Raw genomic sequence first — 15,884 nt, 5'->3', positions numbered from 1 at the left:
TTGGAATGACCCCGAGTGGCTGAACGCCCCGCATGGCGATCGCGGACTAATGCTCCATGACAAAGTGATCGGGTCCTACCTCCAGCATTCGGCGCGCGGGCCTCTCCCAGCCAAGCGGACGCACCGGGCTCTTCAACTCTTCGGCGATAAGACCGCGCCGGCGACCGCGCGTCGCCGGATCGGGGACCGGCACCGCATCGATGAGTTTGCGGGTGTAGGGGTGACGTGGATTGGACAGGACCGCGTCGCGTGGCCCGATCTCGACGATCTCGCCGAGGAGCATCACGGCAATGCGATGGCTGACCCTTTCGACGACCGCGATATCATGGCTGATGAACAGATAGGCCAAGCCTAGCTCGCGCTGCAGATCAAGCATGAGATTGACCACCTGCGCCTTGATCGAAGCATCGAGCGCCGAAACCGATTCATCGGCAACAATGAGACTGGGCTCAAGGGCGAGACCTCGGGCAATGCAGACGCGCTGGCGCTGACCACCTGAGAACTCGTGCGGGAAACGCAGCGCATGTTCCGGGGTGAGCCCAACCAATTCGAGGAGGCGGGCGACCTTGTCCTGCGCCTCCATGGGATTGCCGAGACCGTGCACCCGGATCGGCTCGGCGATAGCGGATCCCACCGTCTGACGGGGATTGAGCGAACCATAGGGGTCCTGAAAGATCATCTGCATGCGTCGGCGCGCTGCACGCAGGCTCGCCGGGTCGGCATCCATCAGGTTTTCGCCTTCAAACGAAACGCTGCCGGCGACCGGTTCGACAAGCCGCAGGATAGATCGGCCGGTTGTGGATTTTCCGCAGCCGGATTCCCCGACCAGCGCGAGCGTCTCGCCAGCGCGGACCGAGAACGACACATCCTCCACCGCATGGACCTGGCCCTTCACTCCACCAAACAGGCCTCCCCGTACCGCGAAACGTGTCGTCAGCCCCTCGACTTGCAGAATAGGCTTGCCGCGATTGTCCGGTTCACCTTTCGGCTCGGGACCTGGGCCGGAGAGATCCATTGCCGGGAACCGACGCGGTGTCTGCGTGTTGGCCAGCGTGCCAAGTTTGGGCACTGCGCCCAAAAGCATTCTGGTGTAGCCCTCTTTCGGGGCGTTGAAGAGCTCTGCTGCCGGCGCCTCCTCAACCTTGTCGCCTTTCAACATCACCACGACGCGATCGGCGATTTCGGCAACCACGCCCATATCGTGGGTGATGAACATCACCGACATGCCGATGTCTTTTTGAAGCTCGCGGATGAGCTCGAGAATTTGGGCCTGAATGGTCACGTCGAGCGCCGTTGTCGGCTCGTCGGCAATCAGAAGCTTGGGCTGGCAGGCAAGCGCCATGGCGATCATCACACGCTGGCGCATACCGCCGGAAAAACTGTGCGGGTGCTCGCTCGCGCGGCGCTTGCCATCCGGTATGCGCACAAGCTCGAAGAGGCGTTGGACCTCGGCTTCGGCCGCGGCCGCATCCATGCCGCGGTGGCGGCGCAGTGCTTCCGCCACCTGGAAGCCGACGGTGAGAACCGGGTTCAGGCTCGTCATGGGCTCCTGGAAAATCATGCCGATCTCGCCACCGCGCACATCGCGCATGGCTTCCTCGTCAAGGGTCAACAGCTCACGGCCATCAAGCTTGATCGAACCCTCTATGCGCCCCATGCCCTGCTGGATGAGCCGCATGATGGAGAGTGCGGTAACCGACTTTCCGGAACCGGATTCGCCGACCACGGCGACCGTCTCGCCGCGACCGATATCGAAGCTGACATTGCGCACCACCGGCAGCCATTTTCCCTCCACGCGAAAGGAAGTGGTGAGCCCGTTGATGGATAGGATGGGCGTGCTCATTCTTCACCCCGCAGTCTTGGATCAATGGCGTCGCGCAATCCATCACCGAGCAGATTGAGTGCGAAAACGACGATGAGGATGGCGATGGATGGAAAGAGGGCCAGCCAGAAACTATCGAGAATGTTCTCGAAGCCCTCCCGGATCATGCCGCCCCAGGTGGCGGTCGGCGGGGCCACACCAAGGCCGATGAAGGCAAGCGAAGCCTCCACGCGAATGGCCGTGGCGAGCCAGAGCGAACCCATGACGAGGATCTCCGGCGCGATGTTGGGCAGGATATGGCCGAACATCAGGCGTGTGTCGGAGTAACCCAGCGCACGACCGGCTTCGATAAACTCGCGGTTCTTTACGGCGATGGTGGGAGCACGTGCGATGCGGGCAAAGGGCGGGATGGCCGTCAGCGCGATCGCGATCACCAGATTGGCGATGGAAGGCCCAAGCATGGCAACGACAATGAGGCCGAGGATCAACGAGGGGAAGGCCAGCAGCACATCCATGATCTGCATGATGATGATATCGGTGCGCCCGCCATAATAGCCTGCGATCATGCCGATCAATGTTCCAAGAAGCATGGCCGACCCGATGGCAAGCAGACCGATGGCAAGCGAAATGCGCGCGCCCCACAGAATGCGGGAGAGCGTATCGCGGCCATAATAATCCGTGCCGAACCAGTGCTCGGCCGATGGCGGCTTGAGCCGAAACAGGATGTTCTGATCAAGCGGATCATAGGGCGCAATCCAGGGCGCCAGGATGGCCAAGGCGGCGACGATCAGGAAAACACCGAGGCCGACCCAGGACGTCTTGTTGGCATTGAAAGCCTTCAGGAGGCCACTGCCGGTGGCGGCGAGCGCGCTGCGCAGATAGGCAACGCGCGAAAGAGAGGTTGTTGTAGCCTGTGTCATGAGTACTTGATCCTCGGGTCGATCAGACCATAGGTCAGGTCGGTCAACAGGTTCACGAGAACGACGATAAGCGTGTAGATCACCATCATGCCCTGTAGCATGGTGTAATCACGCTGGTTGAGTGCACCGATGATGAGCTTTCCGAGTCCCGGGCGATTGAAGACGATTTCTGTCAGAACCGAATTGCCAATCAAAATCCCGAGATAAAGACCGACCACCGTGACGACCGGGATCATCGCGTTGCGTAGGCAGTGGCGCCAGATGATGGTGGCAAAGGCCAGCCCCTTGGCATAGGCCGTTCGCACATAGTCCTGATTGAGCACCTCCAGCATGGCTGAGCGCGCCACGCGGGTGATGTAGGCGGCCATGATGAGGCCGAGATTGATTGCAGGCAGCGCGAGATCGCGCAGGCGCTCGCCCAATGTCGTGCCCTGCCCCGAACTGATCACCGGGAACCACCTGAGCTGGATGGCGAAAACCAGAAGCAGGAGAACCGCAGAGACGAATGCCGGAAAGGAAAGCCCGAGCAGCGATGCCATACGGGTGATGTAATCGGGAAGCTTGTTGCGCCGAACTGCGGACCACACACCAAGCGGAACACCGACCACGGCGCCCAGGATGAGCGATACGATCGTCAGCTCAAGGGTCGCAGGCAGGACCTTCAAAATCTCTTGAATGACCGGGCGACCCGAGACCATGGAGACGCCCCAGTCTCCGACGATCACGCCTCCCAGAAACTGGACATATTGCACATAGAGCGGCTGATCGAGGCCGAGCCGGGCTCGCAGAGCAACCAGCGCTTCCTGGCTGGCCTGGTCACCAAGGATCGCCATCGCCGGATCGCCCGGAAGAATGCGGACGATGAAAAACACGATGGTCAGAACGGCAAAGAGCGTGATGACCGCGAAGCCAAGCCGTTTGAGGACGAATGCTGTCATGGCACCTTTCGGTGCGCCGAAGCCAAACCGGCGATGCTCCGCCCCCTGCCATGTGGAAACAGGCAAGGGGCGGGCCGGATCATCGGGATCGGCGCGATACCGTTCCCTATTCGGTGAAGTGGGCTGCTTCGGTCACCGGCGGGCTCAGATTGAGCGAACCGTTGACTTCCACGCCGAGATCAAGCGTGTCTTTCCACGCCCAGAGCTGGAGGCTCTGCACAATCGGAATGGCGCAGACCTCATCCATGATCTTGCGCTGTGCTTCCGCCCACAGTTCAAGCTGCTTCTCCGGATCCGTCGCCACACGGGCACCGGTGATCTCGTCATCTGCCACCGCGCAATGGGAGAAATTGGTCACCGCCGTCGGTGTGCCGACGATGGAATCGGAGTGGAAGAACTGAGTCAGATAGGTGTCGGCAACAGGGAAGCGCGCTGCCGAATAGTGGGTCACCTGGCTCAAATCCTTGCGGATCTGCTCGTGGAAGGTCGCGTGCTCGACGGTCTCGATCTCAAGATTGATGTCCGCCTCACGCAGAAGAGCCTGAATGGCTTCCATCGTGGTGATCATCCCCGGGAGGGTGGTGTGGATCGCCTTGATGGTCACGCCATCGGGGTGGCCCGCCTCGGCAAGAAGCGCCTTGGCCTTCTCGATGGAATATTCGTAGGTCGGCACATCGTCGGTGAAGCCGAGATAACCTTCCGGAACAGGCGATACTGCCGCGAGCGTCACGTCCGGCCCCTTGAACTGAACCATCGCATCACGGTTGACCGCATGGGCCACGGCGCGGCGGACACGAACATCGTCAAGCGGCGGCATCGTCATGTTGAGATGGATGACGGACATTTCGCCAGGCTTCATCACCGCCACTTTCGTGCCGGGAATCTTCGAAATGCGCTCGACCCAGGTCTGATCCTGCTTGCCGTAGATCATATCGATCTCACCCGACTGGAACGCCAGGTCACGCGAAGCATCCGAGGGGATGTAGCGGTAGTAGATTTCCTTGATCTTGGGTTCGCCGCGGAAATATTCGGGATTGGCCACAAGCTTCACATATTGCTGCGGCTGGTATTCATCGAACATGAAGGGCCCGGTGCCGATGGGCGTGCGTTCGAAATCCGCACCCAGTGCCTCGACCGCGTCCTTGCAGACGATGTTGCCACCATGATAGGGCACGAGCATGCCAAGGAGGCTTGGAACCGGGTTCTTGAGTTTGATCGTGACTTCATAGTCACCCGTTGCCTCGACACTGTCGAACGCCGTGTAGTCCTTGGCGAAGGCCGAGACATCCGCATTTGCCGAGCGATTGAGCGAATAGACCACATCTTCAGCGTCAAGCGGGCCGTAATCGCCGTGGCATTCGACATCCTCGCGCAGCTTGAAGGTCCAGGTAAGTCCGTCCTCCGACGCCGTCCAGCTTTCCGCGATGTCGGGTTCAATATTGGCGGGGCTTGCCTCACCAGGCTTGATCCGCACAAGGCCGTTGAACATCCAGTGCAAAAGGCCCTTGTCGGGTGTGGATGTTGCCACATGCGGATCAAGCTTGCCCGCATCGGCGCTTCCCATGCCGATGTTCAAGGTCTCGCCCGCGGCAAGCGCGCTGCCTGCCATCAGCAGGCTTATCAATGTCGTTCCGATTGTTCTTTTCATTGGTTCCACCTCTTCGAGTTTCGATCTGTCGTGACGTGCTCCCTAAAGCGTGTCTTCGAGCCGGCAATTCACCAGCATTTCAGCCATCGCTGCCGTGTTCGGCAGGGCGATCGCCGTAGCAGCAAGCTCGGCAAGGTCGCCGGGCTCTATCATCTCCTCGCGCGCCACCTTCGTGACGCCCGCGGTGAGATCGGTTGCAACGAAGCTCGGGCAAAGCGCGGTTGCGCGCACGCCATGCTCCCAGCCGATGCGGCGCGTGCCGTGTGTCAGCGCCATCATGGCATGCTTCGTCATATTGTAGGCGATGTTTTCGTTGCGGACCCGCTTTCCCGAAAGCGAGACCACATTGACGATGCGTCCGCTTCCAGACGCCTTGAGATGCGGAAGGCAGGCACGGGTGAGGAAAAGAGGGCCCTTCACATTGATTGTCCAGAGCGCATCAAGGTCCGCTTCCTCGCCGATTTCGATGGAAAATGTGTTGGAGGTGCCTGCGTTGTTGACCAGAGCATCGAGGCGGCCGAATTTTTCCAGTGTCGCCGCCAGCCAGTCCGCATGTGTCTGCCGGTCGCCGGCTTCATACCGGGCGCAGAGCAGCCGGTCTCCGGCAAGGTGGGTGAAAGCGGCTTCCAGCGACGCCGCATCCCGCGCGCCGGCACTCACCGCGTATCCCTTTGCGTGCAGTGTTTCCACCAGCGCCCTGCCAATCCCCCTGCTGGCACCGGAAACCATCACCACACGGCCTGCTGGATCAAGCACTTCTGTCTCCCCTCATCATTTCCCTCTCAACCATGCAATGTCAGTGCAGCGTGATCCTTTGGAGAAAGGTTCGAAAAACGGCCAAATCCAAAGGCACTGATATCCAACTCCGGCGGCCGGTTCAGGAGAAGCTGGGCTGCGAGCAGGCCGCTTATCGGCCCGATACCGAAACCATGACCGGAAAACCCTGCCGCCACCACCAGATTGTCGACGCCAGGCACGGCATCGATGACCGGCAGAGCGTCCGGAGTGAGATCAAGCACCCCACCCCAAACGCTTTCGATCTCGGCATCGGCAAAGACCGGCAACACGTGGGAAACGCGGGAGATCGTCTCCTGGATCTTTCCCATGGAGGTTCGCGCCACAGGCTTGCCATCCTTCTCATCAAGTTTGCCCGTCCAGATTTCCGCGCCGCTCGTCACCCTTAGATGGCCCCCGGCCTCCTGTCGCACCGCCATATTTGCGTTGGCGACACCGAGCACGGGCGCAACCACCGGTGGGCAGGGCGCGCTGCGCAGGACCGTGACAAGCGGATGCTGCAACGGGATGGCGTGGCCAAGCGGTTCCAGAAGCCTATTGACCAGGATGCCTGGAGCCGCAAGAACCGCCCCAGCCGATATCTCCCTGTTCCGGGTAACGGCACCGCTGACTTTCGCTCCGTTCACCACCAGACGCTGGACGACCTCCCCCGTCGAAATTTTCACGCCCTTTCGCTCCGCCAGCCGCAGATAGGCGTTCACCGTGGCAACCGGATCTGCGTGGCCATCCGTCGGGCACCAGGAAGCAGCCCGCACAGACGCCGAAAGGGCCGGCACCATGGCGCGGACCGCGCTGTTGTCGGCCAGAAAACTTATGTCGAGCCCGGCCGCCTTCTGATCGGCAACCAGCGCTTTTATTGTCTCCACTTCGGCGTCGCTGCGCGCCAGGCGCAGATTTCCCTCCTGGCGGTAATGCGTCTTAGCTTCCAGCCTGTGATCCAGTTCCTGCCAACGCGCCACAGCAGCCCGGGCCAGCGGGAGCTCGGCTGGATGTCGACCGGACTGCCGTACACCGGCCAGCGTCCAGCCCGATGCCATGGCCGCAGGGCCGTAACGGTCGACCACTTCCACCCGCGCGCCCATCTCCGCAAGCTCAAGGGCCGCGACCGCGCCCGTTATACCTGCCCCGATGACGAGGACATCGGCTGCGCTCATGCCACCGCTCTCCTAGAGAACCTGGAAAGGCTGAACGGTTTCGGGTCCACCACCGGCGTTTCGCCTGTCGTCATCTGCGCGGCAAGCAGGCCCGCGCCCGGGCCGATGCCGAAACCGTGGCCGGATAGTCCTGTTGCGATCAGGAGCCCCTGCCATCCCGGCGGTGAATCCAGAACAGGAATTTCGTCTGGCATAACGTCGATCATCCCGCCCCAAGTCTCGACCGGGTGGGCATCAGCCAATTGCGGATGCAACTCTCTCGCCGCATTCATCACGCTGTTGATGAGCCGTGGGTCCGGCTTCGGATCAAAGACCCGGACGCGCTCGAAAGGGGTTTCCTCATCGGCCCGCCAACGGGCCGTTCCGAGCGGGCCAAAGAAATCCCGCCCGGCCTTGATTGTCATGATGCGCCAGCGATCCCGCAACACGGGCAGAAATGCGCCAAAATGACGGAACGCTGCCGGAATGAGCTGAAACTCGGCGGCACCGCTGCGCGCAATCGTGTAACCGCCATCCAGCCGCCTCCGCACGGAAGCACGCGCAGCACCCAGACCGCCGGACACGATCTCCGGCGCGGGGCCTGTTCGCAATACAGATGACTTGACGGCAAGCTGCGGCAGATTCAGCCCGAGATTTTCAAGGAATGTGCGCGACCACACGCCGCCGGCCAGGATGACCGACTTACACGCTATTTCACCATGTTCGGTGACAACACCGACAACCGCGCCATTGGCTCTTTCCACCATCCGAACCGCGCAGTTTTCAAGGACGGTAACACCGCATTTCTTTGCATATCGAGCCATTGCCGGCACAGCAAGCGCAGGTTCAGCTGTTGCATCCGAGGGCGTGTGGATGGCACCCCGGAAGCGGCGGTCACCACGGCCGAGAAACCGATCCGTCTCGGCTGAAGACAAAAGAACCGTGTCGAGCTGAAAGGGCTTTGCTGCCTCGTACCACGCCTCATGGGGTTCGAACTCGGCGTCATTTTCCGCGAGATAGGTGGTGCCGCGCACGCCATAGCCGATGTCCGTGTCGAGCTGCGGGACGATCCGCGCCCAAAGACGCGCGCTCTCGATCATCAACGGCAGTTCACGTAGATCGCGTCCCGTCTTGCGGATCCAGCCCCAGTTTCGCGAGGACTGCTCGCCGGCTATGCGCCCCTTCTCGCACAGGACGACCGGAATGCCCCGCTCGGCCAGATGAATAGCCGCCGTGACACCAACAATACCGCCACCGATAACCACAATCTCGGTTTGATTTGGAACGGGGGACGGATCAATCCTCCCCTGGGAGCTGGTACCGTTCACCTTCATGCCCCTCACATGGCCGGATGGAATTATCCTGTCAGTGAACGGCTGAAGCGGCTATAAGGCAAATAAGGATTTATTCCATCTCTATCAGAAAAACTTATAGCCAAATGCTCAGCCCACGATCTCTGGAAGCCTTTCGCGAAGTGATGCGCACCGGTAGTGTTTCCGGGGCTGCAGAAGAACTTCTGATCTCACAACCAGCCGTCAGCCGCCTGATAAGGGAACTGGAGGAACGGCTCGATCTGCGGCTCTTTACCCGCCACGGCGGTCGGATTGTTGCGACACCGGCCGCGCATGAATTCTGGATGGAGGTTGAGCGCAGCTTCACCGGATTGAAGCATATCGAGCGGGCGGCCCAACAGATCAAGCGCGGGCAACGTGCCACGCTGAGCATCGCTGCAGCACCGGCGTTCGCCCAGGCAGCGTTGCCACAGGCCGTTGCTGAACTCCACCAGTTACGGCCCGAGTTCCGAGCGGAGTTTTTCTCGATGACCACGCTGCCTGTGGTGCGACAAGTCGCGCTGCGGCAATGCCAGATCGGCTTCGGTATTCCGACCCAGCACAAGTCGGAGATCGATGTGGTGCGAACCGGCGCATTGCCCTACCGCTTCATCGCTCCAGCCGGACATTTCCTGGGCGAGAAGGCGGAGGTGGAAATAGAGGATTTGTCGGGCCTGGATTTCGTGGGCTTTGTCGATTCCACCATGACCGGCCGCAGTTTCGACCGACGCTTTGCAAGAATGCGCAAGCCGCCGGTGATGAAGATGCGCAGCTATCTTTCCATCGTCATTGCCGCTCTGGTGCGGCGCGGCCTGGGCGTGGGGATCGTCGATCCATTCACCGCCGAGGAACATGAGCGCGCCGGGGGTATCGTCCGTCCTCTCAACACTGAAGAGCGCTTTGAATACTCGGTTATCAAGCCGATCGGAGAAAAGCTCAGCCCGGAGTGTGAAGCGCTGGTGGAGATCTTTGAGCGTCTGGCCGAGGCACACCGGCACGAACCTGACTAGGGGTCATGCCATATGCCTTGCGAAAAGCCGTCGTGAAACTCGAAATGTTGTTGTAACCGGCCAAATACGCTGCATGCGCGATCGGGATTCCATCCTGCGCAAGGGCCGCGCGAGCAGCTTCCAGGCGTTTCTGCCGAATGAAGTCGAAGACTGTCATGCCGAAGTGCATCTTGAAATGCCGTTGCAGCGTGGAGGTGCTGCAGCCGACCTCACGCGCGATGCGGCCTATGGTGAGTTCCCGATCCAGATTGCCGGCTATGAAATCGCGGGCACGCTCACAATACCGCAGGCTGATGAGCGTCGGCGCAGGAAGAAGCTCATGCTTTTCCGCGAGCATCGTCAACAGGGACTGCCACATCAGATCAAGCCCCTGAGCTCTCAGATAGAGGGAGCACAACTCGCCCTGCAGGGCTGGCGGCGGCTGCATGATCTTCTGGGCTGACTGGACGATGTGTTGCCCCGGCTCAAAGGCAAAATGGGCAAGATGCTGAGAAAAGAAGGTCCGAAGGACCGATTGTTGCGCTTCATCCTGCACCTCAAACAGACGCTGAAGCCAGGGCAGCGGTGCAGAAATCATCACCTTGCGCAGCGGTGTCTCGCTGTCATTGAAGAAGCGTAACCGGCTGTCCTTTGCGATATTGAGCATGAACACTGTCGGCGAGCGCTCCGCCTCCGTGCCCGCGTCGATCTCAAAATGTCGGCCATCGATCACGAAGTGCTGGGCGCCCTGCAACAGCACCATCAACATGAATTTCGGCCAGATGTTCAGCTCACGCGTATCGGAGGTGCAGTTGGGCACCCCCTCCAGGGCACCAACAAAAAGTTCCTGTGATGTGTACTGCATTCAAAGACCCTGACACCGGCACGGCGCGACCGACATCGCGACCGGCACAATGCCGTTTGAGCCTAAGAGATTGCAGTTCCTGACAAACTCTTTCGGCTCGACACGTTTTTGAGGTCAGACATATATATGACCAATCTTCTCAAGATTAAGCTGTACGGGTGCGAGAAGCAAGGCTGAGGCCTGAAACAAGCGACCGGCACCAGCACGATGCTTGAGAAGTTCGCGAGCAAGGGGCTCATTCCGGTGGGATCGCGAAACGGTGTGTCTGCTTGCGCAGGCACGATACCGACGCTTCGTCTCTTATCGACCCTTTGCTGCATCAGACCATTGGCTGCCAAGCCGGAGCCCAGCGCTTTCCGGCCGGGGATCAACAGGGAAACAAAAATGACGTTTACGCGGATACTGCCGCTTACCGGTGTCTCGCTGCTTGCGATGGCTTCCGCATTGCAGGCACAGGACGGCAACCAGACAACCACTGTCCTCGACACGATCACCGTCATCAGCGACGGCAAGGAAAACATCGAAGCGACGGGCGGCACGGTTGTAACGAGGGAAGACCTGGAGACCCTCCAACCCAGCAATACCTCGGAGCTTTTTTCGCGTGAATCCTCGATCAGCGTCTCGGGCGGCGGCGGCCCTTCCAAGCGTATCCACGTTCTGGGCATGGAACAGTCGCACCTTGCCGTCAGCGTGGATGGCGTGCCGCAGACCGCAACAAGCTGGCACCATACCGGTTCAAACGTCATCGACCCCGTATTCCTGAAGCAGGTGGAGGTGGAAGCCGGTGCCGCCGCCGCCGATTCCGGCTTTGGCGCGGCAGCCGGTGCGATCCGCTACGAGACCGTCGGTGCACTCGATCTCCTTGAAGAGGGAAAGAACCTCGGTGCAAGGCTCGGACTTTCCTATGGCACCAACGGCCGGGGCTTCTCGGGCAGTGCCGCCGGTTATGGCCGACACGAAGGGTTCGACTGGTTCGTGATGACGCACGGCGCAACGGGCAAGAACTACGAGAACGGCGACGGGCTGGAAATCCTCGGCACCGAGCCCGCGGCCCGCAACATTCTCACCAAACTCGGCTATGAAGCAGAAGGTCATCGCCTCGAGCTGGGCTATGAGCGCAGCCGCGACAAGGCTGATCGCCTGATCAAGATGAACATGGGGCTGGCCGGCGACACGGTGCATCCGCTCGAAGTGGCGCGGGATGCCGTGAACCTGAAATACACCACAACGGCACCCACCGACATGTGGGATCCGGAGGTGATGGTCTATTACAGCGAGAACAACTATTGGCGGCCGAACTATCAGGACCGCACCAATGGCAATATGGCGCTGGATGAAGACCTGTTCGGCGGCAAGGTCCAGAACCGTTTCACTTTCGACAGCGGCAACATCACGGCGGGTGTCGATTTCGGCCGGCATGGCTATTTCACCGACAATTACGGCAACAATGACCGCCGATACCGCGACTTCTCGACCTTTCAGCTCGGCGCCTTCGCGCAGGGCCGCTTCGAATTCGACAACGGCTTCAACCTGTCGACCGGCGTGCGCTATGACGGCCATCGCTTCACCGACTGGAACGACACAAAGTTCTCCGACAGCGGTGCCAGCGTGAACGCGACGGTCTCCTATAAGTTCAACGACCATTTCGAGGTGTTTGCCGGTGCCTCGCGCACCTGGCTGGGCTATGTGATCGGCGATTATGGCTATGTGCACGCCCGCGACGACAGTTTCACCACAGCCCCCGGCTTCAGCGCCGGCACGGCGCAGAACCTCAAAGTGGGGGCGAATTTCGGAGGCGAGAACTGGAACGCCGGCGTGACCTTCTTCGACACACGCATTGACGGCCTGCCCGTCTATGAGTGGGGAACGGGCGGCACGCTGCACAATTCTCCCGATGAGTCACGCTCGCGTGGTGTGACGCTGAATGCCGGATATCGCTGGGAAAACACGAAGATCGGCGCAACGTTCACAAAGGCGAAGGTGACGACCGGAGACAATACCGCCCTTCCCAACAGCAGTACCTTCATGCCGATTGGCGATATGGCCACGCTTTATATCGACCATGTCATTCCGGACTACAATCTGAAGCTGGGCGCATCCTTGGCCTGGGCGGGGAAGATCTCCGATGCCTATGCCACGGCTGAAGGGTTTTACGATCAGCCCGCCTATACGGTGGTCAACACCTATGCCGAATGGACGCCGCCGTCCTATGAAAACATGACCATTCGCGTCGGCGTCGAAAATCTGTTCGACGAAACCTATTTCGAGCGCACCGGCTTTGCCGCAAGCTCGAACCGTGGCGGGATCGAACCCGTGTATGCGCCAGGTCGCACCTTCACATTCCACACCGCCGTAAAGTTCTGACCTCACCGAGAGCAGAACAGAAACCTTGAAACCGGGGCCGGCCAGCGCAATGGTTGGCCCTTCCCTTTTCGGCCTTCAGGTCGACCATCCGGACACAGCCCTGTAAAAATCCTGTCGCATGCATTCGCTACGGATAACGGCAGATGCCGCCATCGGCGGCTCAATCCAGCCAAACAGCCAGAGGACTGCCGTGATGAAAAAGCAGGATATCGTTCGCCTGTCATGGGACGAATTCGACGAGATGCGCGATCCGCGCCCTGAGGACAATGGTTTTGACGCCGTGGTGGAGCGTGCCATCTCGCGTCGCGGTTTTCTGGGTGGTGTTCTCGCCTTCGGTTCTGCGGCCGCCGTTATGGGGTCCGGCGTTCTTTCTTCCACCTCAACCGCAAAGGCTGAAGGCGCGGCTTTCAAATTCGAGCCGATCGGGATCGCGACCGATCACGAAATACACGTTCCCAATGGATATCGCTGGAAAACACTCGTTCGCTGGGGCGACCCGCTCTTCACGGATGCGGAAGGCGCCTACTCGCCAGCGGCCGGAGTTCCTGTCGAAATGTCGGACAAGGTGTTCGGTGAGAACACCGATGGCATGGAGACCTTTGTCGATGGTGACAAGACGATCCTTGCCATCAATTCCGAATATGTGAACCCGGAAATCAATCTCCCCGCAGAAGCGGAAGGCATGCCTCGCAATGCCGACGAGGTGAAACTCCTCAAGAACATGCAGGGCGTGACAGTGCTGGAAATCGCCGACAGGGGCGAGGGCTACGCCGTGGTGCTCGACAGCCCCTATAACCGCCGCATCACCCATGAGACGCCGATGACCATGGACGGCCCGGCAGCAGGCTCCGATCTGGTCAAGACCAATGCCGATCCGGAAGGCCGCTCGCCGAAAGGCACCATGAACAATTGCGGCTCCGGCAAGACGCTCTGGGGCACCTATCTGACCTGCGAAGAAAACTTCAACGGCTATTTCGGCACGACGGCAGAACGCGAGGCCACGGAGGGCGAAGTGCGCTACGGCATCGGCGGTGAAGGCCGCTACGCCTATGAGAAGTTCGACGAACGCTTCGACCTGTCCAAGGAACCCAATGAGCCGAACCGCCACGGCTGGGTGACGGAGATCAACCCGCTCGATCCGGAATCGACGCCCGTCAAGCACACTGCGCTCGGACGCTTCAAGCACGAAAACGCCGAGATGGTGCAGGCTGCCGACGGGCGCGTCGTGGTCTATATGGGCGACGATGAGCGCGGCGAGTTCATCTATCGCTACGTGTCGAACGGCACCTGGGCCGAAGGCCAGCCCACAGACGGGTTGCTTTCGGACGGCACACTCTATGTCGCCAAATTCAACGATGACATGACCGGCGAATGGCTGCCACTGACACCCGAAAGCACTGGAATGTCCATTGAGGAGATTCTTGTCTTTTCCCGTATCGCCGGCTCCAAGGTCGGGGCCACCACGATGGATCGTCCGGAATGGGTTGCCGCCAATCCGTTGCGGGTCGAGGCCTATTGCGCCCTGACCAACAACAAGAATCGCGGTGTGAAAGCCAATGCCGGCGGCGATGAACAGCCGGTGGGCGGGCCCAACCCACGCGAGACCAACAATTTCGGCCAGATCGTTCGCTGGCGGCCGGAAGGGGAAGACCATGGCGCTGACAGGTTTACCTGGGATCTTTACGTCATGGCCGGCAATCCGAAGGCGTATAACAATGTCTATGCCGGATCGGACAATGTGAACGAAGGCAACATGTTCAATTCGCCCGATGGCATGGCGTTCTCTTCGGACGGGTTGCTGTGGATCCAGACCGATGGTGATGACAGCAATGAAGGTGAATTCGAAGGACAAGGAAACAACCAGATGCTGGTCGGCAATCCCGAAACCGGTGAAATCGCGCGCTTCCTCACAGCTCCGAACGGCGCAGAAGTGACCGGCCTTACCTGGTCGCCGGACCGCAAGGTTGCGTTCGTCGGCATCCAGCATCCCGGCGGCAGCTGGCCAGACGGCAATGGAAAGCCACGCTCGGCAGTGATCTCCGTCTGGCGGGAAGACGGTGAAGTCATCGGCTAGCTCGAAACGCTGCAATTGATGAACGAGGCAGGAAGACGCACTTCCTGCCTCTTTTCGTTCAGGGAAACGAGTGCGCTGCGCTCGCTTTGCCGGTGCTCCATCGCAGGCACTTTGTGGCCGAACTGTCGCGAACGGCTTGACGTTTCGCCGATTCCATCCCACCTGTGTGCCGCTCAATTCTGCCAAACACCAACCGGACTCCCAAACGTGCAAGCGCTCAAAAGCCTGATCGAATCCCGCCGTTTCGAAGCGGTCATCACTGCCCTTATCGTCGTCAATGCGATCACGCTGGGTCTTGAGACTTCTGAACGGGCCATGGCTGCATTTGGCCCACTGTTGAAAACACTGGACCAGGCCATATTGGGTGTTTTCGTCGCCGAGCTTCTCGCGCGCTTCGTCGTCTACCGGCAGAACTTCTTCCGCGACCCGTGGCGTATCTTCGACCTCGTGGTGGTGGGCATTGCGCTTGTTCCGGCGACCGCCGGGCTCTCGGTGTTGCGCGCGCTGCGCATCCTGCGTGTTCTGCGGCTTGTCAGCATGGTGCCGTCATTGCGGCGTGTGGTCGGGGGACTGATCTCGGCCCTGCCTGGCATGGGTTCCATCATGCTGCTTCTAGGGCTGGTGTATTATGTTTTCGCCGTCATGGCCACGAAGCTGTTCGGCGCCTCCTTTCCGGACTGGTTCGGCACGATAGGCCTTTCTGCCTACTCGCTGTTCCAGATCATGACACTGGAAAGCTGGTCGATGGGCATCGTCCGTCCGGTGATGGAGGTCTATCCGCTCGCCTGGCTTTTCTTTATTCCCTTCATCGTCTCGACCACCTTCACGGTGTTGAACCTGTTTATCGGTATCATCGTCTCGGCGATGCAGGCCGAGCATGATGAAGAGGCATCGGCTGAGCGCACCGCCCTGCAGGCCGAGCAGGAGATCATCCTCAACGAGATTCGAGCCCTGCGCAAAGAAGTGCAGGCAATGGCCGCGGAAAAGGCGCGAGAGAAGCGCTAA

12 protein-coding genes are annotated in these 15,884 nt (G+C 60.2%); 4 read left to right on the top strand and 8 right to left on the bottom strand.

From position 1 onward, the window contains the following. Positions 1 to 46 precede the first annotated feature (46 nt). The 7 genes from H7H48_RS17990 to H7H48_RS17960 all read right to left on the bottom strand — a co-directional run bounded on the left by H7H48_RS17990 (position 47) and on the right by H7H48_RS17960 (position 8,584). Positions 47 to 1,843, bottom strand: a complete 1,797-nt coding sequence (locus tag H7H48_RS17990) for an ABC transporter ATP-binding protein (RefSeq protein WP_229450444.1) — start codon at positions 1,841 to 1,843, stop codon at positions 47 to 49. Then, on the bottom strand, positions 1,840 to 2,742 hold the full coding sequence (locus H7H48_RS17985) for an ABC transporter permease (protein WP_229450443.1): 903 nt from the start codon (positions 2,740 to 2,742) through the stop codon (positions 1,840 to 1,842). Before H7H48_RS17985 ends, H7H48_RS17990 begins: the two co-directional genes overlap by 4 nt. After that, a complete protein-coding gene (locus tag H7H48_RS17980) occupies positions 2,739 to 3,680 on the bottom strand; it encodes an ABC transporter permease (protein ID WP_229450442.1) in 942 nt (313 codons plus the stop codon). The genes H7H48_RS17985 and H7H48_RS17980 overlap by 4 nt, the downstream gene beginning before the upstream one ends. 106 nt (positions 3,681 to 3,786) lie before the next feature. Beyond that, a complete protein-coding gene (locus H7H48_RS17975; RefSeq protein WP_229450441.1) occupies positions 3,787 to 5,328 on the bottom strand; it encodes an ABC transporter substrate-binding protein in 1,542 nt (513 codons plus the stop codon). Positions 5,329 to 5,370: 42 nt separating this feature from the next. Beyond that, positions 5,371 to 6,084, bottom strand: coding sequence for an SDR family NAD(P)-dependent oxidoreductase (locus H7H48_RS17970; protein ID WP_229450440.1), 714 nt, complete (start codon positions 6,082 to 6,084; stop codon positions 5,371 to 5,373). 26 nt (positions 6,085 to 6,110) lie between these two features. Further along, positions 6,111 to 7,277 carry an FAD-binding oxidoreductase gene (locus tag H7H48_RS17965; RefSeq protein ID WP_229450439.1) on the bottom strand — a complete coding sequence of 389 codons (1,167 nt, stop codon included), beginning with the start codon at positions 7,275 to 7,277 and terminating at the stop codon, positions 6,111 to 6,113. Continuing rightward, positions 7,274 to 8,584: an FAD-binding oxidoreductase gene (locus H7H48_RS17960; RefSeq protein ID WP_229450438.1), complete on the bottom strand. Its 1,311-nt coding sequence runs from the start codon at positions 8,582 to 8,584 to the stop codon at positions 7,274 to 7,276. The genes H7H48_RS17965 and H7H48_RS17960 overlap by 4 nt, the downstream gene beginning before the upstream one ends. Positions 8,585 to 8,694: 110 nt before the next feature. Between H7H48_RS17960 and H7H48_RS17955 the strand changes: the two genes are divergently transcribed. Then, on the top strand, positions 8,695 to 9,597 hold the full coding sequence (locus tag H7H48_RS17955; protein WP_255664068.1) for a LysR family transcriptional regulator: 903 nt from the start codon (positions 8,695 to 8,697) through the stop codon (positions 9,595 to 9,597). On the opposite strand, the gene H7H48_RS17950 is transcribed toward H7H48_RS17955, so the two are convergent. Next, entirely contained in the window at positions 9,524 to 10,345 is an 822-nt protein-coding gene (locus H7H48_RS17950) for a helix-turn-helix transcriptional regulator (RefSeq protein WP_370633424.1), read from the bottom strand. The two genes, H7H48_RS17955 and H7H48_RS17950, sit on opposite strands and share 74 nt — an antisense overlap. A gap of 480 nt (positions 10,346 to 10,825) precedes the next feature. Here H7H48_RS17950 and H7H48_RS17945 point away from each other — a divergent pair, with 480 nt between their 5' ends. The 3 genes from H7H48_RS17945 (at position 10,826) to H7H48_RS17935 (ending at position 15,884) form a co-directional block, all read left to right on the top strand. Then, positions 10,826 to 12,805 carry a TonB-dependent receptor domain-containing protein gene (locus H7H48_RS17945; RefSeq protein ID WP_229450435.1) on the top strand — a complete coding sequence of 660 codons (1,980 nt, stop codon included), beginning with the start codon at positions 10,826 to 10,828 and terminating at the stop codon, positions 12,803 to 12,805. A gap of 193 nt (positions 12,806 to 12,998) precedes the next feature. Next, positions 12,999 to 14,879, top strand: a complete 1,881-nt coding sequence (locus H7H48_RS17940; protein ID WP_229450433.1) for a PhoX family phosphatase — start codon at positions 12,999 to 13,001, stop codon at positions 14,877 to 14,879. A 207-nt stretch (positions 14,880 to 15,086) separates the two neighbouring features. Then, complete coding sequence (locus tag H7H48_RS17935) at positions 15,087 to 15,884, top strand: ion transporter (RefSeq protein WP_229450431.1); 798 nt, start codon at positions 15,087 to 15,089, stop codon at positions 15,882 to 15,884.

The organism is Nitratireductor sp. B36 (assembly GCF_020833685.1).
In the GTDB taxonomy this organism is placed as follows: Bacteria; Pseudomonadota; Alphaproteobacteria; order Rhizobiales; family Rhizobiaceae; genus Nitratireductor.
The sequence above is the reverse complement of the archived record's forward strand: the minus strand, read 5'-3'. Positions and strand labels throughout refer to the sequence as shown.